The 21,708-nt window shown below is 48.3% G+C and carries 19 protein-coding genes; 10 read left to right on the top strand and 9 right to left on the bottom strand.

Annotation, left to right across the window (positions count from 1 at the left end; genetic code table 11):
- Positions 1–119 precede the first annotated feature (119 nt).
- Both NWE93_05175 and NWE93_05170 read right to left on the bottom strand, forming a co-directional pair.
- On the bottom strand, positions 120–533 hold the full coding sequence (locus NWE93_05175; GenBank protein ID MCW3999610.1) for a flavodoxin domain-containing protein: 414 nt from the start codon (positions 531–533) through the stop codon (positions 120–122).
- Between the two features lie 461 nt (positions 534–994).
- Positions 995–1,717, bottom strand: coding sequence for a hypothetical protein (locus NWE93_05170; GenBank protein MCW3999609.1), 723 nt, complete (start codon positions 1,715–1,717; stop codon positions 995–997).
- Positions 1,718–1,873: 156 nt separating this feature from the next.
- Here NWE93_05170 and NWE93_05165 point away from each other — a divergent pair, with 156 nt between their 5' ends.
- On the top strand, positions 1,874–2,554 hold the full coding sequence (locus tag NWE93_05165) for a hypothetical protein (protein MCW3999608.1): 681 nt from the start codon (positions 1,874–1,876) through the stop codon (positions 2,552–2,554).
- A gap of 67 nt (positions 2,555–2,621) precedes the next feature.
- Here NWE93_05165 and NWE93_05160 read toward each other — a convergent pair whose 3' ends face one another.
- Positions 2,622–4,985, bottom strand: coding sequence for a hypothetical protein (locus tag NWE93_05160; GenBank protein ID MCW3999607.1), 2,364 nt, complete (start codon positions 4,983–4,985; stop codon positions 2,622–2,624).
- Positions 4,986–5,270: 285 nt separating this feature from the next.
- Between NWE93_05160 and glyS the strand changes: the two genes are divergently transcribed.
- The 3 genes from glyS (at position 5,271) to endA (ending at position 8,342) form a co-directional block, all read left to right on the top strand.
- Entirely contained in the window at positions 5,271–7,043 is a 1,773-nt protein-coding gene (gene glyS, locus NWE93_05155; protein MCW3999606.1) for a glycine--tRNA ligase, read from the top strand.
- A gap of 75 nt (positions 7,044–7,118) precedes the next feature.
- Entirely contained in the window at positions 7,119–7,778 is a 660-nt protein-coding gene (locus NWE93_05150; GenBank protein MCW3999605.1) for a DUF47 domain-containing protein, read from the top strand.
- Positions 7,779–7,796: 18 nt separating this feature from the next.
- Positions 7,797–8,342, top strand: a complete 546-nt coding sequence (gene endA / locus NWE93_05145) for a tRNA-intron lyase (protein ID MCW3999604.1) — start codon at positions 7,797–7,799, stop codon at positions 8,340–8,342.
- On the opposite strand, the gene NWE93_05140 is transcribed toward endA, so the two are convergent.
- Entirely contained in the window at positions 8,339–9,634 is a 1,296-nt protein-coding gene (locus NWE93_05140) for an NDP-sugar synthase (protein MCW3999603.1), read from the bottom strand. The two genes, endA and NWE93_05140, sit on opposite strands and share 4 nt — an antisense overlap.
- Positions 9,635–9,692: 58 nt before the next feature.
- On the bottom strand, positions 9,693–10,139 hold the full coding sequence (locus NWE93_05135; protein ID MCW3999602.1) for a YbaN family protein: 447 nt from the start codon (positions 10,137–10,139) through the stop codon (positions 9,693–9,695).
- A gap of 191 nt (positions 10,140–10,330) precedes the next feature.
- On the opposite strand from NWE93_05135, the gene NWE93_05130 reads away from it, so the two are divergent.
- From NWE93_05130 to NWE93_05120, 3 genes are all read left to right on the top strand, one after another.
- A complete protein-coding gene (locus NWE93_05130; protein MCW3999601.1) occupies positions 10,331–11,239 on the top strand; it encodes a hypothetical protein in 909 nt (302 codons plus the stop codon).
- Complete coding sequence (locus tag NWE93_05125; GenBank protein ID MCW3999600.1) at positions 11,229–12,089, top strand: UbiA family prenyltransferase; 861 nt, start codon at positions 11,229–11,231, stop codon at positions 12,087–12,089. Before NWE93_05130 ends, NWE93_05125 begins: the two co-directional genes overlap by 11 nt.
- A 217-nt stretch (positions 12,090–12,306) precedes the next feature.
- On the top strand, positions 12,307–12,954 hold the full coding sequence (locus NWE93_05120; protein MCW3999599.1) for a Snf7 family protein: 648 nt from the start codon (positions 12,307–12,309) through the stop codon (positions 12,952–12,954).
- 27 nt (positions 12,955–12,981) lie between these two features.
- On the opposite strand, the gene NWE93_05115 is transcribed toward NWE93_05120, so the two are convergent.
- Positions 12,982–15,309 carry a hypothetical protein gene (locus tag NWE93_05115; protein MCW3999598.1) on the bottom strand — a complete coding sequence of 776 codons (2,328 nt, stop codon included), beginning with the start codon at positions 15,307–15,309 and terminating at the stop codon, positions 12,982–12,984.
- A gap of 120 nt (positions 15,310–15,429) precedes the next feature.
- Between NWE93_05115 and NWE93_05110 the strand changes: the two genes are divergently transcribed.
- Positions 15,430–15,561, top strand: coding sequence for a hypothetical protein (locus NWE93_05110; protein ID MCW3999597.1), 132 nt, complete (start codon positions 15,430–15,432; stop codon positions 15,559–15,561).
- Positions 15,562–15,605: 44 nt separating this feature from the next.
- Here NWE93_05110 and NWE93_05105 read toward each other — a convergent pair whose 3' ends face one another.
- On the bottom strand, positions 15,606–16,730 hold the full coding sequence (locus NWE93_05105; GenBank protein ID MCW3999596.1) for a hypothetical protein: 1,125 nt from the start codon (positions 16,728–16,730) through the stop codon (positions 15,606–15,608).
- A 571-nt stretch (positions 16,731–17,301) separates the two neighbouring features.
- Positions 17,302–17,973 carry a hypothetical protein gene (locus NWE93_05100; GenBank protein ID MCW3999595.1) on the bottom strand — a complete coding sequence of 224 codons (672 nt, stop codon included), beginning with the start codon at positions 17,971–17,973 and terminating at the stop codon, positions 17,302–17,304.
- 350 nt (positions 17,974–18,323) lie between these two features.
- On the opposite strand from NWE93_05100, the gene NWE93_05095 reads away from it, so the two are divergent.
- Together NWE93_05095 and NWE93_05090 are read left to right on the top strand one after the other, a co-directional pair.
- Positions 18,324–18,767 carry a hypothetical protein gene (locus NWE93_05095; GenBank protein MCW3999594.1) on the top strand — a complete coding sequence of 148 codons (444 nt, stop codon included), beginning with the start codon at positions 18,324–18,326 and terminating at the stop codon, positions 18,765–18,767.
- 73 nt (positions 18,768–18,840) lie between these two features.
- Positions 18,841–20,859, top strand: a complete 2,019-nt coding sequence (locus tag NWE93_05090; protein MCW3999593.1) for a beta-propeller domain-containing protein — start codon at positions 18,841–18,843, stop codon at positions 20,857–20,859.
- A 236-nt stretch (positions 20,860–21,095) separates the two neighbouring features.
- On the opposite strand, the gene NWE93_05085 is transcribed toward NWE93_05090, so the two are convergent.
- The gene (locus NWE93_05085) at positions 21,096–21,608 is read right to left on the bottom strand and encodes an Lrp/AsnC family transcriptional regulator (GenBank protein MCW3999592.1); all 513 of its coding nucleotides are present in this window, start codon (positions 21,606–21,608) and stop codon (positions 21,096–21,098) included.
- Positions 21,609–21,708 lie beyond the last annotated feature (100 nt).

Below are 21,708 nucleotides of genomic sequence, written 5' to 3'. Positions count from 1 at the left end.
GCAGACGCTTCGGCGTAACCGATATAGGCGAAAAAGTCTACTGCCCAGACGGCACAGCCCACCTAATCGATGGGCAATAAATCAGTAGTTTTTCATTCGCAGACTTTTTTTCTGCATTTTTATTTTTGTTTTTCGAGTTCAGCTTTTATCTGCGCTACTTCTTTATTGAAGTCGGCTGGCTGCTCAGGTTTCATGCCCTTCTTGGATACCTTCAGAACCGTTTCGTAGCCCTTCTCAGCGAGGACTTTCTCGATGGCTTTCATGGAGCGTTCGTTGCCAAATACGCGATAAGTGGCAAAGAGGATGGCTTTTCTGTTTTGGGCAGGCGGGATGTTTGCGATGAAGGCTGCGGTTTCCTTGGCGGGGCTTGCTCCCTCCACGGGGGTTCCTAAAATGATCATGTCATAGCTTGATAGGGCATCGGGCTGGATTTGGGCTAAATCAAGCAGCTTTGCGTTTGCGGCTTGGGCGATGGCTTGGGCGAAGCGTTTGGTGTTTCCGGTGCGGGAGAAAAATACAACACAGGTGTTCATAGATGAAAATGTGCCTGCTTGCTTAATATAACCTTCCTATATCCTGCGCCTTTGATGGCTCTGTTGCTCTGCCAGCTCTACCCCCCCTCTATTTATAGGCTCAACAAAAGCAGCTTAGGCAACCAAAAAACCCAGCAGATGTAAACACACCCATTGACAGGTTAGGCATCTGCAGCGTTATAGGTCTAGGAACTGTGCATTTGCTCCTAAACCGAGACGAAGTGTAGATTCAGCTGACGCTTCCCTATACCCCAAACGTCTTTTGCTCCACCACCACCTCCCTCCCCTTATAAAAAGCCGGTCGATCTTTGTTTTTCTTTTTAGCAGGGACTCTATTTATCCCCAAACTCACCCGGTTTATGGAAAACAACGTTTTTTGGCAAATGGCCTTAGGGCAAACTGAAAACTGTTTGTGGATTCTACAAGCAGAATCGCAGCGTTTTGAGAGAAAGAACGGCTGATTAGCCCTTTATCTGCTTCATCACTTGCTCGGCTACTTCTTTTTGTCCCGGACCGGAAGGCACCAAAACTCGGGTGGAATACCCAGTAGTACCTGTCCTACTGAGCGCGGAGTATCTAAATACCAAGAATAAGCAGCCGTTTTTTTCGCTTATAGAAACTTTATCAAGTTTAGTTAAGAAGTCGTGGAAAACGTAGAGCCTGCGATTAAGGTAGAGTGCGTCTTTGCTGACGTAGGTTTCAGGTGTTCCAGCTAGATTATGATTTAGTCCGCTCCAAGATGACAGCTGCCAAACAACCCCGACTAATCCAGTCAGCCCCAGCATTGCCAAGAACACTATGAATCCAGCATCGGAGTCTAATATCCAGAATAAAAACCCGAAAAACAATGCAAACGCTGCTACCACAAGAAAAAGCCCTCTTTTTTCAGCCTTATCTTCAACGTGGTCTATTTTGGCAAAGCGTTCCCACTCTTGCCGGTCATAAACCCAATGCGCTATCAGGCCTTCACCGAATAATAACCTATCAAGTTTGCCCGCGTGATCAAAAAATAATGCAGATACAAAAAGACCAGAAACCGCCAAGAATAAACAGACAAATGAAATAGCGAAGCCGCCGTCAAATCCATCAATACCTACTAAGCCCGGAAAGAAAATCAGTATTAAGCACACAACCGAAGCGCACAGCCAAATAACTGCGGTTCTTTTTTCAGGATTACTAAACATAGTGCTATCCTGCCAAAAGTACGTTTCATCTTTTTAAATCCCATCTATGCTCAAACAGTAAAGAAACATGCTGGCAGCACCATTAATTGCTCAAGCGATGACTTGAATAGCTTTTAAATCAAGATGCTTCTATATCACGCTGTAGAGATGGCTATCTTGAAGGTATTTGAGCGACCTGGACCCGTAAACACAGACCAAACCCTAACTATCCTACAGGATGCACCACAACCGCTTGAGTTTTTGGTAGTAGCGTCCGTGACGGGCGACAGCGCCGTCCGCGCCGCCGAGCAAATAAAAAACCGCAAAATCATATGCGTCACCTGCCCGCAGGGTATGTTCTGGGAAGTCAACCCCCAAAACGCCGACTTATTCGACAAAATCCCCGAACTCAAAGCCCGCCGCGAAGAATGGCAGAAACGCCGCCTCGAACGCGTCCCGCTAAGCGTCACCGAAGAAAACAAGGCAAAACTCGACGCGCTAGGCGTGCCCATCATCCGCGGCACCATACCGTTTTTTGGGCCAAGCTTCTCGATGCGCATCCATTTGCGCACAACAACGCCTCTTGACATCGCCGCCAAGACGCTTGAGCTTATTTCGCCGGGAACACTGGTGTGCATGGAGGCGGTTTTGATGGCAACCGACGCAGGCGCAATCCCCGAGGGCGAGCTGGTTTATGCGGCGGCGGGAACCGAAATGGGCTTGGACACGGCATGGATTGTGCGGGGAAGCGCATCCGCCAACCTGTATCACCCCACCAAAGGCTTCCGCTTCGTAGAGCTACTGGCAAAACCCGCGTTGGCAGCCACACCAAACATAAACATAAACTACCTAAGATAGAAAAGCGATTTCTTGGCTGAAATCTTTCTTGAAATTGCAAAAAGAGCTGATAAACCTTTTTTGCTTCTTAGCTTCTAGGGAAAACCTTTTTTTCTCGCATCTTGGCGACATCTATAATACGGATATATAGCATTTCCACCGCTTCATTGAATGTCAAGTTGGGTCTAATTGGTTGATGTGTTTCTCGAAAGTAGTCTAGAGTTGCCTCGATTCTTTTCTTTGCAGCTTCTATTGCGTTCTTAAAATCACAAGACGGAATAACTGTTGTCTCAAGGAACTCAAAATCCATAGAATCCTTTACTTTTTTCCAGCCTACCAAAGCATGATTCGGAAGAAGTATTATTATTGGCTGGATTCCAACGTGCTCTAATAAACTAGCGAATAGAACTGTACCATCTATGCAGTCAGCTGATCTACTAATAAGGGTAGTTGTAGGCAGTTTTACACGTTGGTATGCATAGGGTTCATTCCACCCAAAACAATTTGATGCATTAACATAAGTAATACCTGTCTCTTTAACTGCTAAAAAAATGGCTTCACATTGAGAATATAAATTACCAACCGCTTGAAGAGAATTACCACTATAACCAAACAGTTGTTTCTGTGGATGTTTTTCCTTTGCTCTAGCAACTAGCTTTTCAACTTCCATGCAATGTGGCGTAACCCATGCTGCAATGAAATCATGTAGATTATAAACTTCTTGGGTAAAGGGATTAAGAATCTCCCAAATCATAGTTTCCGGAGCAAGCATTTGAACTTGAAAAGTATTTTTTAGTGCAATGTTGCCGTTTATACTTACGGCCGCCTTCAAAGATGCAGGGCTTGTGTCTCTAAGCTTCATAGCATTCTTATTAAGCAGGGGTGTGTGGTTGATATTTCCTATTGAATAAGGGAGCACTTGCTTGATATCTTCTTGTCTGTTGGAAAATCCCTCTATTTCCGTTGTCATTTCAGTGATGATCTCTTTCTCAGAGTTATTAGCTATGGTATATGCACATAAAGGTGGAAAACCAAATTGCTTATCCATTATAAAGTGAGCTAACCCAGTCGGGATTGGTTGCTCCCATTCCGTAATTGAGATTGATTTATTTCCAGGTATGATAATGTAGTTTAAAAGCAAACCAAAAATGGAGTAATCAGGGTAAATGGTTTCTGAAGGATTTGTTATTTCAAATTTACTGGTTCCGCTTATCTTTTTTGGTACCCAACCTTCTACAAATTGTTTAGCTGATAAAGAAATGGGCAAACTGACAGAAAAGAAAGCACCTGGTTCTTTTTGATCATTGAAGTATGGTATCCTTTTCTGTGAACAAGCGGTTAATTTCAACTTTTCGGAAATGTTGAGACTGCTATTCCTAAGGTTAACTGTTTTAAAGGGCGTTAAAAAGCCTAATGCAATAGAAAATGTGCAACTGGGAGACTTGACTTTTTCAAGATTCTTAACTTTTAATTCTACACAATAAGGCTCGCTCTTTAATTCCCATTCAATAATGCCAGCCTTGCCTCTAAAATATTTAAAAGATTTTAATTTTGGTATTCTTCTTTTTCTTCCGAATGTACCCCCGAAACGGGGATATGACGAAGGAATTGTGACCTCAGCAAACACCTCTTTAAAGTCAAAATCAACTGATTGTCCAAATTGGTTTTTTACTTTAATGGAGTTCATAGGAATATGCCCATTTTCTGACAAGAACAAAACTAAGTTGGGTGTGAACTGCTTTTTCTGCTTAGCTTCGGAAAGACCGAATTTTTTCCAACTATCTGTTTTATAAACATCGGAAATCTTCACGCCTTTATCGGGTTCAATTGAAATCGAACAAGAGAGTGTTTGATGATCAAAAAGGGACAAGTCGATTCCCAATTGAACAGGCACTCTTTCCAAAGCGTTAGGCATGTAAATGTAATCACAAAGTCTTTTAGTCGATTGTGAACCGCAACATTCTGGAGGAGTGATTTTAACATCAGGTTCATTATTTTCCAAATTTTTTATAGATTTGCTTGTCCGTAATAATAAATCCTTAAACTCTTTAGGCATTGGTATTTCAGAAAGATACTTAATTTTGTCCTTTAAGTAATCAAATTCACAACAGAATAAGGCAGGGTTAATTAAATTGCTAAACGTGAGTCGTATGTTTTGTGTGCTTGCTTTATAAGTTAACATGAGTTCAAACGCTTTCGAGAGGCAGTTAAAAGATTCTTCAAACTTTTCTGACTGAGTGTAACCATTACCTATATTATTTAAGAGCTTTGCAATATGAATCATTAATATTGGAGGTGCGGCATTCTCCTTCGACAATTCTTTTTTGGCGTGTCTGATTTCTCTTTCCGCAGCTTCGAAATGACCACTTTCATAAAGATCCTTAGCTTTTTGAAGGTATGGCGAGACTTTTCTTTTTAAACGTTCGATTTTAATTTGTGAGTATGCAGGCAAGTCAGCACCATTTTGGATACTTACTGCTTGATTACTTAAGAAATTTTGGATTATTAATTAGAGAAGTATATTATTGCTTTCGCCTAAACTTTATCAACATTTACCTGCATAATCGACCATTATTAAAACTGTAAGTATGTACAATACTCAATATAACCAAGAATAGGGGTGACCCCTCATAAAGATCATGTCTCACCTTAAACAACGAGACAATAGTAAGTTAATTTTAAACGGTAATGTTTTAATTGTTAATCCTTTCTAAGTTGATAAAACAGGTAATGTGCTTTGAGCAGCGAAGTTAAATGTAGCAAACCAGTGTGCGATAAATTCGTCGCAGTCAACGAACTCGCTAAGCGCCGCGGCTTCTTCTGGAGCAGCTTTGAAATCTATGGCGGCAGCGGCGGCTTTGTCACTTACGGCCCCCTCGGCGCACGCCTCAAACAGAACGTGGAGGCGAGGCTGCGGGAGCTTTTTGTCAAAAAAATCGGTATCTTCGAGATGGAATCCTCAGTTATCACCCCCGCCAAGGTTTTTGAGGCGTCGGGGCACGTGGCGCATTTCAAGGAGCCCATGGTGGAGTGCCAGAAATGCCACACACGCTTCCGCGCGGATCATTTGCTCGAAGACAAGGGCATCAGCAGCGCCGAAGCAGAAAAAATGAGCCTTGAAGAAATCAATGAGGAACTGGTGCATCACGAAATCGTCTGCCCCGACTGCAAAGGCACCTTCGGCGAACCCACACGTTACCTCACCATGTTCGAAACCACCATCGGCCCCTACGCGGGCTCAGTAGGCTACGGCAGACCCGAAGCGGCACAGAACATCTTTGTGGAGTTCAACCGCCTCTACAACGTTGCCCGCGAGAAGCTGCCGTTTGGCTGCATCAACATCGGCAAGGCACTGCGAAACGAGATTTCGCCGCGGCAAGGCCTGATTCGCCTAAGAGAATTCACGATTGCTGACCTTGAGTTCTTCTTTGACCCAGAAGAAGCCACATGCGACCGCCTCTGCGAAGTCCAAGACGAGGTGCTGCCTATTCTGCTCTGTGACACGCGGCTCAAGGAATGCGAGGACGTCACGCTCTTCACCGTGCGGGAGGCACTCGACAAGGGCGTTATCCGCAGTGAATGGCAAGCCTTCTTTATGGCGCAGGCAAAACGGCTCCTCACTGAGCTTGGTGTCCCCGCGGAGAAGCAGCGGTTCCTAGAGAAACTCACATGGGAGAAAGCCCACTACAGCAGCCAAAGCTTCGACCAGGAAGTCCTCGTTGATCGCTGGGGCTGGGTTGAGGTTTCAGGCCACGCGTACCGCACCGATTTTGACCTGTCCTGCCACATGAAAGCCAGCGGCGTAGACATGACTGTTTACAAGGAATTCAAAAACCCAGTGGAAACCGAAGAACTTACGGTGAAGCCTATTTTGGCTAAGCTGGGACCCGTCTTTAAGGGTGAAGCAGGCAAAGTTGCGGCGGCAATCGCCAAAGTCCCTGCGCAGCAAATCGCCGATGAACTTCGCGAGAAGGGCAGCGTCATGGTGGAGGGCTACCAGGTTTTCGCTGAGCACCTGGAAATCGGCATGCAGAAAACCACGGTGCGTGGCAAACGCTTTGTGCCCCATGTGGTGGAGCCCAGTTTTGGCTGCGACCGCCTCTTCTACATCGCCTTAGAATATGCGTATGGCCTTAAAGATGACCGTGTCGTGATGAGTTTCCCCCGCAGCATAGCACCCATCCAAGTCGGCATTTACCCACTGATGGGCAAAGACGGTTTAGACTGTAAAGCCCGCGAAATCCAGCGTCAACTGGCCTGCGAGGGCTTCATGACTGACTACGACGAAACCGGCAGCATAGGCAGACGCTACGCCCGCGCAGACGAAGCAGGCGTTCAGCTGGGCATAACTATAGACTATGATACGCTCGAGAAGGGCACCGTTACGATCCGCGACCGCGACAGCTGGCAGCAAGTCCGCACCCCAGTCGCTGATTTGCCATCGCTGCTTCACCGATACTTTGAGTGCAAAGCAAATTTCGAGGACTTAGGGAGCCAAATAAAAACTTGAGCAGCTACCTTTTTTAATGAACAAGTGCAACCTTACATGGTATAAATCTGGGACTGTTAGAGCGGGGGAAAGTTATTGGTACTTCCATCAGAAACAGAAGAACGTGTTAAGCGCAGAGCATTAAACGCCTGCCAAGACAACCTACGCAAAGTAGTTGACGTGTCAAGGAAAATCCCTCAACTCGTCGAGTATTTCGCAAGCGGAGACAAAGAAAGCGTCCGTAAACTGTTCAGCGAAATCAAAGCAGGCGAAGAAGAAGTGGTGAAAGCCCGGCGCATGGTAAGCCAGGAACTCGCCGAAATCGGCGCTATCCTCTACGCCCGCGAAGACTTCCTCCGATTCACCAATCTTTCAAGCGAAATCGCTGACTTCAGCGAGGGCATAGCATATTACCTTGTAGAAATCATGGAGCACAACTGGGCTATACCACCAGAAGTCAAAAAAGACCTCCTTAAACTCTCCCTGGCAGTACTCGACTCCGTTCTGAAGCTCCGGGAAACCATGATGGTGCTCAACTACGGCAGCCAAAAAACCCTGGAACGCGCCAAAGACGTCGAAATCGCCGAGCGCATCGTGGACGACCAGTACCGAGCCTTAACCATAAAGGTGCTTGCCAGCAAAATCGATATCCCTGCATTGCTCCTGCTACGCGACGTTCTGCAGTTGCTGGAGAACTCCGCTGACAAAGCCGAGGACGCCGCGGATGCTGCACGACTGGTTTCCTTCATCATGTAGGCGCCTTCAATGGCAAAAATCAAAGTGGAACTCCTCGAAAACTTCCTTGTCGTATGGAACTCCACCGAAGGCTCTGACCTCTACAAAACCGCCTACTACGGCAAACCCGTCGGTATCCCTAAACCTAAAATCCCCGAATTCGACGTGCCGCTGGTTTTGGACCTTATGGAGGGGCTTTACTTGGCGGAGACCGAGAAAATCGAAATCTACGAAAACCCCACTGGAGCCGAAGTGAGCCTCGAAAAGCTGCGGCAGAAAGCCAAGCAGCTCTACGATGAATTCGAAGAGAAATATGCGGTTTATCATGATTTGCGCGACAGCGGCTTAATTGTGACGCCCGGCATCAAATTCGGCGTGGACTTCGCCGTTTACAAGTATGGCCCAGGCGTTGAGCATGCGCCCTACATGGTGACGGTTAAGCGGGCGGGAAGCGACATATCCGCTACAGAAATCGTCAAGAACGGGCGCTTAGCCACGACTGTGCGTAAACGCTTCATCATCGCGGTGCCTGACTTGTCCTCGAAGCGGATTCAGTATCTGATGTTTAAGTGGTTTAAGGCTTAGTTTGCGATTACGGTTTGGTTCTGGAATTCGCCTCGGATGCGCTGATGCGGATACACCTTTGACGCCGTCAAGTTACAGCCTTCCTCCAAGGTGACATCATCTGCTATAACGCTGACCGCCGAAACCCTTGTGGGGCAGCGGCAGGAACTATTTATTGCAACATGACGCCCGATGATGCTGTCATGCACCTCCGCGTTGTCGCCAATCGTGACTCGGTCCATGATCGCTGAGTTACTGATAACCGCGTTCTTGCCGATCCGCGTGAAATTATCGATGCAGCTGTTTACGATGCGTACGCCATCCTCGATTTCGCAGTGCCGCCCAATCAACACGGCGCCTTCAATCTCAATCTTGCCCTGCTTAATCTTATTTATGATTTCCTGGCGACGCTTCTCGGAGTCGTTGCTTTCACCCTGAACCCAAACCATGCCCTCACCGCTTAATCTGCCGCCGAAATCCTGAAGCGTCGAGAAGCCGCCATGCAGCAGGTTCTTCATGGCTTCCAAATAATTCTTAGGTGTACCCACATCAAACCAGCTGCCCTTAAGCGTGTAGCCGTACACTGGACGCCCCGACTCGATAACGTAGGGGATGAAGTCGTAGCCGAAGTCCAGGCGGTTCTTTTCTTTGATGATTTGCTGCACGCCCTTCTCTTTGAAGATTTTTTTCACTTCCGGCGAAATCACATACAGCCCCGTGTTAGCAAGGTTACTGGGGGCATCTTTAGGCAATGGTTTCTCGACGAAACGCATAATTCGCCCGTCCTTGTCAAGGTCCGCGATGCCAAAGCCCTCCACGTTATCGACCTCCCGCAGCACAATGGTGAGGCAGGCTTCTTTTTCCCTGTGAAAATCAAAGAGTTTTTTGACCTGTAAATCAAAGATGTTGTCGCCCTGCACGGCAAAGACGGGGTTGCATAGCTCATAGTACTCCATGTTCAGGCGTGCAGAGTCCGCGCTGCCTAAATCAGGAAAATTCGGTTGATATTTGATGTGAATTCGGGGTTTAATGTTGTAGCGGGCTGAGAAGCCGTAGCCTGACTCGAAATAATCAAACAGGTCCCGATAGTTGGTGTAGCCTTTGACGCCGAAGATAAAATTACGTATTCCCTGGCTTGCCAGCGAGAGAAGCGAAAACTCCACCAGCGGCCGGTTAAGCAGGCGCAGGCAGGCTTTGCTGGTTTCCGCCGTCAAGGGCAGCAGGCGGGTGGCTTTGCCGCCGACTGGAATGATAACTCGGATTTTGTCTGGAGCGTAACTATCGCCGACGAGGGGTGCGTAATTGTCACTCAAGCAGTTTCACCAACGATTCTGTATGTGATAGGTTGTCTGCTGGGGCTTTTAATGTTTCTCATAGGCTCTTCTGCGGCTGGTTTCTACATGTTCCCTTGAAAGTCGGCAGCCTAATCAAATGGGCACTTACCCCCACCGCAATAGCCACCAGCACAACCTGCAAAACCAAGACCTCATCAACCACAAAAAACGTCGAGTACAAAATCGTACCCCACAAAACCGCCAACGCTACAAGCTTAGTTTTCATCGGTATGCCCCGCCCCGCCTGATAGTTCTTTATGTATTCCCCAAACCATCGGTTCCCAAGCAGCCACTTATGCATCCGCTCCGAACTCCGCAGGTAACAGGCGGCGGCAAGCAAAAGAAAAGGCGTCGTGGGCAAGATGGGTAGGAATAATCCGATGGTGCCTAGCGCAAGCGAGATGGTGCCCACAATCATCAGCAGCACCCGTAGGGCTTTCTGTTTTTTAATTTTTGATTGGGATATCGGGGGGTGATTTGACATTGCTTTCCATATATTTTGCCTGCAAATGAAATTATATATGTTGTGCAGTCACCGCGTTGAAGCCTCCGTTGTCTCCATCTTTTTGCCTTGTCGGTGCAGTCACCGTTTTTTGCCCAAAATATGCCCTGGCTAAAGCAAGTATTATATTTTGGACGCATATTATCCCTTACTAACATCTCAGAGGGAACCACTTGCAACCCGTATATGATTTGCTAACTGACCAAACCATCAAAAGTCGCTTCCAAGAACTCTGCAAAACTCTTGACATAGAAAACATCGACGATGAACTGCTACGCACCGTCATCTACGAAATGACCGATGGCATGCGTACCTCCACAGCGCAGAAGGGCCAAGACGCCTACTTCGACGGCGGCATATTCTGCCTACGCGTCATCCATATGCTGCGGGTGCTGGGTATGCCTGCATGCTACATCAACGTCATCGAGGAGAAACATAAAAACCGCGAGAATTACCCCGACATCTTTGTAGGCCTCAAAAACCTCTTCCCCATCTACGAAGAATACGCGCAAAAATACAATGTTAAACTCTGTTTTCTAGGCGATTTAGGCGAAAGCCTTGAGCCATCAGGACACGCCGGCAACTTCGCGTTGCAGCTTCAGGAACTTATGCGGAAAACCGAGAAGAACACCTCTTTCTGCGCGATTTTTCTTATCAACTACTCGCTGGATTGGGCGATTAAGCACCCCGAGATTTTCCGTGAGTTACCCAACATCGACGTGACGGTGCGGCATACAAAATTCCAGTTTCCCACGGGCATGATGCTGCCGCCTTACCGTTCGGACTTCAGCAGCTTGATGTATGTGCAGCAGGGCTCCGCGGGCTCCACCTGGTCAGACCAGCAGCTTCTTACACTTATCGCGCTCTCCGTGCGCTCAAAGGTGCTTAACTCGGGTACGCAGTACCTGAAACGCTACGGTGCAGGCGAAAAAGAGTTGATTCGTAAACAGCGCGAAGAAGACCTCTACTTTGTGCACAGACAACTGTTCAGCGAAAAATCGCCTCAACCCAGCAAGTATCCCCCCAACTCCAAGCGAGCCGTGATTGCAGGCTCATCTGGACCCGAAACCTATGAGTTCTAACCAAGCCGCCTCTAAAGCTTCTGCCCTCTTTGCGCTGGGCCGCCCATTCACCTCGCTGCTTGGCGCAGTCGCCATATTTGCCGCTGTATTTGTGGCGGCTGGAACAGGCATAACTGCCCTCTGGGTACCTGCAGTCCTCGCGTTCTTTGTCGGTTTCACCTTCACCAGCGCAAGCAACACATTAAATGACTATTTTGACTGTGAAGCCGACAAAATCAACCATCCCGAACGCCCTCTCCCCTCAGGAAAAATAAGCCCCCGCGCCGCATTGGCTTATTCAGGTGTGCTTTTCGCTGTTTCGCTTGTTTTGGGTGCGCTGGTGGCTTTGCAGGCGGGGGTTTTGTCGGTTATCGTGGTTTTAGCAGCTTTGGTTTTGGAGTTAACCTATGATTTCTCGGTGAAGAAGCGGGTGAAGGCTTTCGGCAACATCTTTATTGGGTTGCTGGCGGTTTTAGCGTTTATCTACGGCGGCGTCATAGTGGGCAACGTCGGCCCCGTCTTGTTTATGGCTGCAGCGGCTTTTCTCTCGATTACCGCCCGCGAAGTCGTCAAGGACGTTGAGGACATGCGGGGGGACAGTAACCAAAAGAGTCTGCCTAAAATCATCGGTGTAAAGAAAGCCAACGCCATAGCCATAGCGCTTCTGCTCCTCGCCATCGTTCTTAGCGTCGTGGCGTATTATCCGCTGGGGCTTTTAGGCATAGGCTACCTTGGTGTGGTACTTGTCGCCGACGCGGTGTTTCTGTGCTCGATGCCGCTGCTGTTTAAAAACCCCAACAAAGCACGGCACATATGGAAATACGCGATGATGCTGGCGCTGGTCGCGTTCATAGTCGGCGGTATCTTCTGATTTTCAGCATATCAATTTTACGTGTTTTTAGGTTAAGAGCGCTTTAATTCCTCTCTTTTGGGATTTTGGTGGTGACTGCCTTTTTCTTCTATGCTTGCAGGTGATTGTGGTTAACTTGATCGCGCAGGAAACACGCACTGTTTTTTACATATATACCTGCATGTTAGCAACAATTAAAAGCGTCATTTGCCGTATCGGTGTTCAAGAGGATGTTAACATGTCTGAACGATTTGCTAAAAAATGGGAATCTAAAAAAGAAGGCGACTCAATGATCAACGCCCTAAAAGACACCGTGCAGCCCCCGCCGCCGCTGAAACCCCGCCTTGACTTTGCAGTAAGACAGCTTGACATGCAAATCAGCAAGCTTGACCAATCAAGCGACCGCTTCAGCCAAAAAGACAAGGCTCTCTTCGCTAAACTCGTCAAAGCCTACACCGACCACGACCAAGCACACGCCAACATCTACGCTACCGAACTGGCTGAAATACGCAAAATGAACCGGCTCATAATGAACGCGCGCCTCGCATTAGATCAGGTTTCGCTTAGAATCAAAACGGTCTCTGAACTCGGCGATGTCTGTGCTATGCTCGGTCCATGCATCGGTGTATTGCGCAGCGTCAGCAGCGGCCTTGGCGGCGTATTGCCTGAGGCAGAGGGCGAACTAGGCGACATCGGCAACATGCTAAGCGGATTAATGTTTGAAGCAGGCACCTCAAGCGGTATGTCATTGAACTTCGAGAACGTCAACGAAGACGCCTCAAAAATCCTATCTGAAGCAGCAACCGTCGCGGAGCAACGCGTAAGCGCAAACTTCCCAGATCTTCCCCCGGGAATGACTGGAACAGCAAACAAAACCCAAACCTAAACTCTTTCCTTCTTTTCTTTTTGTTTTTCAAAGCCACAATTTGGTTCTTGCCACCGGGTTCCTTGCTCTCATATGTAGGATAAGGGCGGGCCCAAAAATAACCCCGACCAAAACCGCCATTTCAGCAGTCGGAGCCAAAACCGACAGAGCCGCTGTATTTTGGCTTGGGCTCTGGTAGGAGGGATAAATTTTTACTCCGTTCTGCCAGACCCCGTTTAGCTGAACTGCATAGTAGAGGGTGCCATCCTGGAAGTTGCTTGCCGATGGCGAACCGTCGTAGGGGCTGCGTCCACTGAAACTCTTGTAGAGGCTCCAGCTTGCACCGTAGTCGCTGCTGACATATATCCCTGAAATCCACTGCCGGGGGCCTTCACCGCACAGAAAGCTCGCGTAGATTTTGCCGTTTAGGCTGTTGGAGCGAATCCAGAAGCCGTAGGCTTGATCTCCCATATCAAAGACTAAGTTAAAGTTGCTATCGTCGGTGGTTCTCCAGATTTGCCCGTTGTCAAAGTCGGTTGAAAAGATGCGGGCGACCGAAACGAGGTGACCGTTTGCGTCGACTTTATTCACTGCTTCCACTGAGAGCATTTGGGGTAAAGTGAAGATTTTACTCCAGCTATTGGGCGCCCCATCGTTTACTGAGCGGATGACATAGCAGGTCCACTCAGGAGTAACCCTAACGTCCCCCACCGTGGCGTACACGTAGTTGTTGCTTAAATCGACATCTAAGCCATGGATGTGACGTGCGTGGGGGTCATAATAGACGGTGGTCCAATGCGCGCCGCCGTCGGTGCTTTTAAAGATGCTTGCGTTTGCCCTCCAGCCCGCCGTGTATATCCCCGCAAAAAGGTTTCCATCCCTGTCCTGAGCCATCGGCCAAATGCTGCATCCTACAGAGAGCGCCATCACTTTTGTCCAGGTTTGCCCACCGTTAACGCTGCGATAGAGCCCCGCCGAGGAAGTCAGGGAATCCGCGCCCGGCGAAGCAAAAACGTACCCCTGCTGGTTCACATAGACACAGTCCAGCGTTGTGGTGGCTCCACTGAAGGATAATAAGGATTGCCAGGTTACGCCGCCGTCGGGGCTCTTATACACTGTGTTGCCTGAGCCCGCGTAGAGGGTTCCGTCAGCTGCAATCCAGCTTGCCTGTATGGGTCGGTTTAGGGTGGCTTCTTTGTAGGTTGGGGTGGGGGTTGATGTTGGGGTTGGGCTGGGTGTGGGCGTCGGGGTGATTGTTGGGGTTAAGGTTGGGGTAGGCGAAGGTGACGGAGAAGGAGAGGCGGTAGGTGACGGCGAGGGCGAGGGTGAAGGCGAGGGAGTTGGTGTAGATGTGGGCGTTGCGGTTGGAGTTGGAGATGGGGAGGGGCTGGGCGTCGGGGAAGAAGTAGGTGTAGGTGTTGGGGTATTGGTGGGGGAAGCGGTTGGGGTAGCTGTAGGGGTCGGCGAAGGCGTTTCTGTGGGGGCTATAGTAGGCGTTGGGGAAGCTGTTGGGGTGGGAGACGGAGATGGCGAAGGCGTCGGGGTCGGCAGAACCGAGATAGGTCCAATGTAGCTTTGCGACAATGCCACCGCATCAAAAAACGCATTCAGGTTGTTGCCGCCGAATTCATCGTCCACGCCCAAACAGAAGTAGCGAACCGAACTTCCAGGCGCTGTATTAGTTAAACCCGTCTGCGTGAATACCTCTGCCTCGTCTATGTAGAGGCGGGTTTCCCCTGTTCCTCTGCCGATGACAAGCTTGAGTTCAACACAATACCACTTATCGGGGATGACCGTGCCAAAGATGGCGGTTTGCCAGCCGTTCCTGTAATAATCCACTTGCCACTGAGCGGCGCCGCCGCTGCCGTGGATGTTAACTTGGGCGCCGACGGTGTTAGGTATCCAGCCGTCGCTACTGAACCCGAAGACCTCCAGTTTCGCATCTGAGGCGGGGTTGCCGTTGAGGCGCATATACACCCGCGCGTTAATGGCTGCATATTTGGTGGTGAGGTCTTTATAGATGCAGACCCCGTTTTCGCCTGAGCCATCAGCCACCGCTACCTTCATGGCGTATGAGTCGTCAAGGGCAGTTGCAGACTGCAAAGAAGCACTCACGCCTGAGCGATAGCTTTTGGTTCCCGTCCAAGCCGAAAAATCTGCGCTTGCAAAGCCGTCGCTGAAAAGATAGTTTGACTGCGCCGCCGCCGACTGTGCAAGGAGAAGCGGCAGACCGGATAGAGCAAGTAAAACAGCAAGGGCGGCAGTGAAAATTTTCTTGTCTTTGTTTAAAATTCCATTAAATCCTAAAAAAACCACGCAGGTCATCTCCAAAAAGCGATAACCAATCTTTACTACTACGTCTGTTTTTATAGGCATTTTGGCAAAATAGCCCTCGGCTTTCTTAGGGTCCCTCAGAGAAGCCCATGCAGGTAGATTTCAATGGTGTCCTTTGCAAAGGGTTATATCCGCAGACTGCAAATCAGTTCTTGAAGCAAAATGGACCCTAAGCGTCTCTGCCCCGAATGCTACGAGGAAATGAAGCCTGTATGCGATGGCAACGGCAAAATGCTCTATCATGAATGCCCAAAATGCGGCATGCGTATCCTCTTCACTCATTCAGGGCACTAAACAGTTTTTGATTCTGCGACGGTTGCTCTAAACGTTTTGTCGGCTCAAACCTTTTTTCCTTTTTGTGCCGTTTCTGAATTTCCGCGCCAGAGAAAAATGTACTTGCTGTCGCCACTAGCCGCGACGGTGTTCACGTCTGAGTCAAGCACGATTTCGTTTAGTTCGCAAGTTGGCTCTTTTGACTTGTAAGTGTAGCCCGGACCTTGTTTTTTCACCGAATGCAAGTTGAAGTATTTTTCGTCTGGATATGAGAGGAAAGTCTCGGGCCATCCGTTATCGAGCCTACGAATTACAATGTGGTGGTCTGTGATAGAGGCCAGTTTTCCTCCGTCGGGGCTAACTCCCAGGGCCGTAATATTTCCGTCGTAAGCGTTGCTATCCGGGGAGGGAGTGCCTGAGTAAAGGTTACATGCACCTCCATAGGCGGCTGTGTAACCGTATGTCCCGTTAGATGTATCGCTGCGACTGGCTACTTCGTAATGAATGACTCCGTCAACCTCACTTCGGGTAAAGAGCGGCCTTAGCATGATTCTTGTCCCCCCGACGTGATTGATGAGCACCCCATCATACGTTATAATGGCACCTAACGATCCAATGGAGAACAACTGTTTAGCACTAGCAAAAAGGCCTGCTTTAGTTGGCAAGGACCAAACGAAGTCACCCACGACAGCATAGCGCCCGTCAACTGTCATCGCAATGTCACCGGAAAGGTATCTTTTTCTAGGAGGCTTAACTTGGCAAACTCGTTTTCGATTTGGCAAAGACCACACAAACATTTCCTTAACTTTGTCGCTTGAAACCAAAATTCTGCCGTCTGCGCTTAAGGCAAGAGACATCACGCCTAAAACGCTTTGGTGGCCTTCCAAAGTTGCCAAGGCTTCTCCATCCTGCAGCGACCAAACGATTATCTTTTTATCGCTGCTGCCAGTGACTGCGAACTTGCCATCGCCACTTACAACTACGCTGTTAATAGGTCCTTGGTGTCCTTTGAGGACGCGTAGGCACTCGCCATCTAGCATGGACCACACGCGAGCGGTCTTGTCTTGGCTTCCAGAGACCAAGCAGCAACCGTTAGGGGTTAATGCTATGCAGTTAACTGTGCTCAGGTGACCTTTTAGAAGCTCAATTTTATCCAACTTTTTGGGTTTTGCTAGTTCAAACCGAGTCATTTGAGAGCAACTCTGACATGTCTGAATAGCTGGCTGCTTATTTAAGAATCACCTAACTCAACACAACGGTAGCAGAGGAGGATCACTTGTGCATTTTCATCCGCACAACACGCGCCTTTCGCTCGACGGAAAAGTCCAGCAACAACCAATTTTCGTACGCATAAAAAAACAATCAACTATAGCTGTTCTACTAATTATTCGGCATGCGTATCCTCTTCACGCATTCTGGCCACTAGCTTGCTTTTTGATTCAGCATTGGCTGATTTAACGTTTTGAAGGCTGCATTTTTACGACGAAATTTCGATGCTAAAAAAACTTCCGAAAGCATATTAGTCCTTGGCGATGACGGACGCTAAAACCTGAAGTGTCCTTCTATAGCAAAGTTGTTTTAAACACGGTTTATTCAGGGCTTATGTGGTTGCACGGTTTAATCGGTTTTTTCGTAGCTTAGAATAATTCATCTTTTACCCGAGCATACTATCGTGGGTTTTGTGCTTAAGTGTGTAATTACAATTTTTTATAAAAAGGCGCGTGTAAGCACGCCTGTGTTAGGGGAGTTGTCCTTTTTCTTTTAGGTGTGCTCAAACAATGAGTCCGCTAATTCGGGGTTAACTTGTATATCATGGAAGTTAACGGTTAGGCCATTTTGAGTGTATGAGTAGCCCCCGGTTCCAGTCCACGCTGTAAGGTTACCTACATAGCTCTTCCATAAATTGTTCCATGTTTCGTACTCTTGGTCATAGTAGGTTGAGAGGTCCTCCCATTCATTCCCAGAACCTTTCCAAGCTTTATGCTGTACCCCGTTGAAGATGTATATGGTGTTGTCTGAATATTCGCCTTCATTACAATCTACGCGTAGCATGGAGCTACTTGAGCCTATGTTTTTACCTAGGAATGTGTAAACACCTTGTGGAACCCCATTTTCTATTAGATTAACTGAGAATTGTAAGCTTGTAGCAGTTGCGATACCATTGCCTGTTGAGGCGGAGGGTGCGGGGGTTGAGGATTCGGAGGGATTTGTTGATGCTGGTGGTGTTGCGGTTGTGTTTGGGGTGCTTGGGTTTTGGGTTAGATAGATTGCGGCTGCGCTTCCAACAACAGCAATGGCAATAACCGCGACTATGACCATAAGGAACGTTTTTGAGAGCGCTTTTCTGCAAGTTGAAAATTTTTTCATTTTAATTACCTTCGTCGTTATTTTGACCATGTTTTGAATTAAAGCTTTGCGGTTAACCGCTAACACGCCCTTAACAGCAAAAATTTTCGAACTGAACCATTAAATTACAAAACGTGCGCTAATGGTTAGTAGTTTCCAATTATTTTCAGTGATCGTTTTACGTCTCAATTAGGTGATCTCACTCGGACGTGGGGGTGAGCCGGTTTTACCCGCGGAGGTATGGAACTTAACTTCATTCCAAAAATGGTCATACCTGCCACACCAAAACGACAAGACTCCTAATGTGCCCAAAAAATTAAGAGAGAAAACCGTGAAATTGGCGAATCTGCTAAGCCTGTTCTACTTATTAGACGAAAATGTCGTACAGTTGGACTTATATGCCCCCTGCAGCGTTATCTCTGCTAAGGGAATCCTGCTTGAACAACAACGAGACAGAGCTAGAATATGCCCTAAGAGGCAAAGCATGGAAAGTCTACTGGTTTTTGCTTAAAAACGGCAACCCCGCCGGCGTCCGTGAAGTCCAGCGGGCGCTTCATTTTAGCAGCCCAAGCATCGCCTTCCATCATCTTGAACAGCTGCGCGAACTGGGTTTGGTGGAGAAGCAGGATGTTGGCGGACACTACGTGCTGGTGGGGGAAGTTAAAATTGGGGTGCTGCGGCACTACGTCAAGCTGGGCAAACTGCTGTTTCCACGGTACTTCTTCTATGCCCTCTTCTCAACGGTGTTCTATGCGCTTTACTTGGCGTTGATGTTTCACAGTTTCACCCGCGATAACCTCTTCATTCTCTTGTTTGGCGCCATAGTCTGCGGCGTCTTTTGGTATGAAGCCTACCGCGTCTGGGGCATGAGGCCATTCTAAATGTTAGAACAGCATGTTCGCGGGCTTAGTATAAAATAAAATCATGAGTAATGACATGTCAGGAGAATAGTTTATGGTTCAAAGAGAGATCACAAAGAAAACTCGAATCTACGGCACAGCGGCAGTTCTCTGTGCAATCGTTTTAGTCTCTACTGTTTACGTGTTCGGCGCGGTTCCCGTGGTTTTCCCTTCGCAGGCGCCCTCCGCGTCGGGGCTCAAAACCTTCTCGTCCATGCAAGAGATAGCTGACTATCTTACCGCGAACTCGCAGGGCACAGGCTACTATGGCGGCGGGCCCTTAGACAGCAAATTTTTCGGAACGGGCACTAGGCAGATTCCGGCTCCCATGCCTCAATCAAGTGATGCCAACACACTAACCGCTGGAGAGTCGTCATCAAACGCGATGGATTACTCAACCACTAACATCCAGGTGGCAGGCGTGGATGAAGCAGACACCGTCAAAACCGACGGCCAATACATCTACACTCTCTCAAGTTTCCAGCCAACCTACCGCCTCTTCAGCTACGATGCATCCTCGGGTTCGGATGCTTCCAACATGGTTTACATTTTAAACGCTGATCCGCAAAATCCATCGGTGGTATCCAAGATTGTGCTTGGAAACGACACACAACCCGCAGGATTATTCCTAAGTGAAGACGGCAAAAAACTGGTAGTTATCGCCAGCAAATACAATTACATAACAGATTACAGTCGATGGGAAAACCCCTCAGCAGAACCCATGATTATGCCAGCCCACCAAAGTGACGTCTACACATACATCAACGTCTATGACGTCGCCGACAAAGCTAACCCAGTGCTTACCCGCAACTTCACCATGACCGGCAGCTACTTTAACTCCCGCATGATTGGTGACAAAGTCTACACGGTGGTTAGCCAAACCGCGTGGATCTACAATAACGTGGTGCCGCTTCCCGCGGTCTACGATGGCGACATCAAAAACGAGGCCTCGCCTACCTGCATCTACTACGCGGACATGAATGACACCAGCTACAGTTTCACCAGCTACTACGGCATCAGCTTAGCCGACGACAACTTGGCTCCGACCAACATGACGGTTATGATGGGCGGCGCATCCACCATGTATGTTTCCAGCGACAACATCTACATCACCTACCCCAACTGGGACCAAAACGCGGGCAGCTACACCGCCATCTACCGCGTCGCCATCGACGGCTTAAACCTGAGCCTCCAAGCGCAGGGCAGCGTGCCGGGCAACACATTAAACCAGTACTCGATGGATGAATACAACGGTTACTTCCGCATCGCAACCAACTGGTATGGTACCGAAACCCAAACCAACAATGTCTATGTTCTCAACTCGGACATGCAGGTAACTGGCAAACTGGAGGGTCTGGCGGAAAACGAGAACCTCCATGCAGTCCGTTTTATGGGCGATAAAGGCTACCTGGTTACCTTCAAGCAAACTGATCCCCTCTTCGTGGTTGACCTCAGCAACCCCACAGACCCCAAGGTGCTGGGTGAACTTAAAATCCCCGGCTACTCCGATTACCTGCACCCCTATGACGCCTCGCATTTGATTGGCGTAGGCAAGGAGGCAGTGGCTGACGCTGACCGCGAAGACTTCGCGTGGTACCAAGGTGTGAAACTGGCGCTCTTTGACGTCAGCGACGTCAATACCCCCTCGCAGCTCTCCAACTACGTTATCGGCGAACGAGGCACTGACTCGCAGGTGCTCTATGAACCCAAGGCGTTCCTCTTCGATCAGGCAAAGGGGCTGCTGGTTATCCCCGTTAGTTTGGCGCTGGTCAGCGAAGAAAACAAGCAGTACGGCGACTCGGCATACGGCGACACGGTTTGGCAGGGCGCATACGTGTTTAGCGTCAGCTTAGACGGCGGCTTCACACTTAAAGGCACCATAACCCACCTTAACCCATCTATGCTGGACAGCCAAGGACACCTAAAAAACATCAATGATTACTACAGCACCCAAAACGAATGGGTAACCCGTTCCCTCTACATCGACAACGTCCTCTATACCTTCTCAAACTCTCAGGTAAAACTAAACAGCCTAACAGACCTCTCAGAGATAGCTGCAGTTACCCTCAACTAACCCCTTTTCCCCAATTTTTTGTTTCGCTTATTTTATATTTGATCAGCAACCACTTCTTTTTAGGTGAACAATGTGACCGCAGATGCAGCTAGAGTAAAAAAACCCAAGTTGCCCAAGAAGAAACTGCTAAAAAAAGTTAACCGCAAATAAGGCGGCGCCGGCGGATAGCGGCATAGCTACCACTTAGAGATTTGGGAAACAAAAATGGAGGGGGAAAATTGTGGGGGGTTAAAGGTTTATTGTTGCTTTAGAGAAGTTAGGTATTTGAGGTGGAACGGTTTGATTACTATTCCGCCTTTCAAATCAGCGTTGAAAGTTTGGCTTTCTACCACCCAGTCGGACAGCTCTGAATCGTGAGCCCTGATGAATTCTGCGAAGTTGGCAAAGTTCTCATGCAGAGAAATGCACACTGAGTCCCAACCCATGCCTCTGCCATCTAAGACGAGGATGACGTTGGTTTGCTTCATGTACCATTCCTTCATTTTCTGTAATGCTTTGGTTTTTTCTTCGCCAGTCTCACATTTTAGTTTACTCTTCAGGAAGGTGATTGCTGCAATTTCGAACCCTATTTGGCCAAACTTTGGAATGACCGTGTAGCCTTCGATATAATTTTCTTCCAGCATGGCGCGTCGTCGGGTCACGGTTGGTTGCGAAACACCTAATGCTTTTGCTAGTTGGCGGTCGCTTCTGTGTGAGTCCTTCATGAGTTCAAACAGAATCTTGTAGTCTATTGGTTTCAGCTCTTTCATATGTATTCAACTCGAATAATTTTTTCTAACCAATAGCCATTTTCACATCATATATAAACACTATTGTTTTAGAATCGAAAAATCTTCAGAAAACCATCAA

The sequence above is a fragment of the Candidatus Bathyarchaeota archaeon genome, from assembly GCA_026014735.1.
In the GTDB taxonomy this organism is placed as follows: Archaea; Thermoproteota; Bathyarchaeia; order Bathyarchaeales; family Bathycorpusculaceae; genus Bathycorpusculum.
Note: the sequence above shows the minus strand (reverse complement) of the source record. Positions and strands in the feature narration are given on the sequence as shown.

What these genes read in the sequence shown, in the direction of transcription:
- NWE93_05175 (MCW3999610.1), bottom strand. Translation starts at nt 533, where the DNA reads ATGAACACCTGTGTTGTATTTTTCTCCCGCACCGGAAACACCAAACGC.
- NWE93_05170 (MCW3999609.1), bottom strand. Translation starts at nt 1,717, where the DNA reads ATGTTTAGTAATCCTGAAAAAAGAACCGCAGTTATTTGGCTGTGCGCT.
- NWE93_05135 (MCW3999602.1), bottom strand. Translation starts at nt 10,139, where the DNA reads ATGTCAAATCACCCCCCGATATCCCAATCAAAAATTAAAAAACAGAAA.
- NWE93_05125 (MCW3999600.1), top strand. Translation starts at nt 11,229, where the DNA reads ATGAGTTCTAACCAAGCCGCCTCTAAAGCTTCTGCCCTCTTTGCGCTG.
- NWE93_05120 (MCW3999599.1), top strand. Translation starts at nt 12,307, where the DNA reads ATGTCTGAACGATTTGCTAAAAAATGGGAATCTAAAAAAGAAGGCGAC.
- NWE93_05115 (MCW3999598.1), bottom strand. Translation starts at nt 15,309, where the DNA reads ATGCCTATAAAAACAGACGTAGTAGTAAAGATTGGTTATCGCTTTTTG.
- NWE93_05110 (MCW3999597.1), top strand. Translation starts at nt 15,430, where the DNA reads ATGGACCCTAAGCGTCTCTGCCCCGAATGCTACGAGGAAATGAAGCCT.
- NWE93_05105 (MCW3999596.1), bottom strand. Translation starts at nt 16,730, where the DNA reads ATGACTCGGTTTGAACTAGCAAAACCCAAAAAGTTGGATAAAATTGAG.
- NWE93_05090 (MCW3999593.1), top strand. Translation starts at nt 18,841, where the DNA reads ATGGTTCAAAGAGAGATCACAAAGAAAACTCGAATCTACGGCACAGCG.
- NWE93_05085 (MCW3999592.1), bottom strand. Translation starts at nt 21,608, where the DNA reads ATGAAAGAGCTGAAACCAATAGACTACAAGATTCTGTTTGAACTCATG.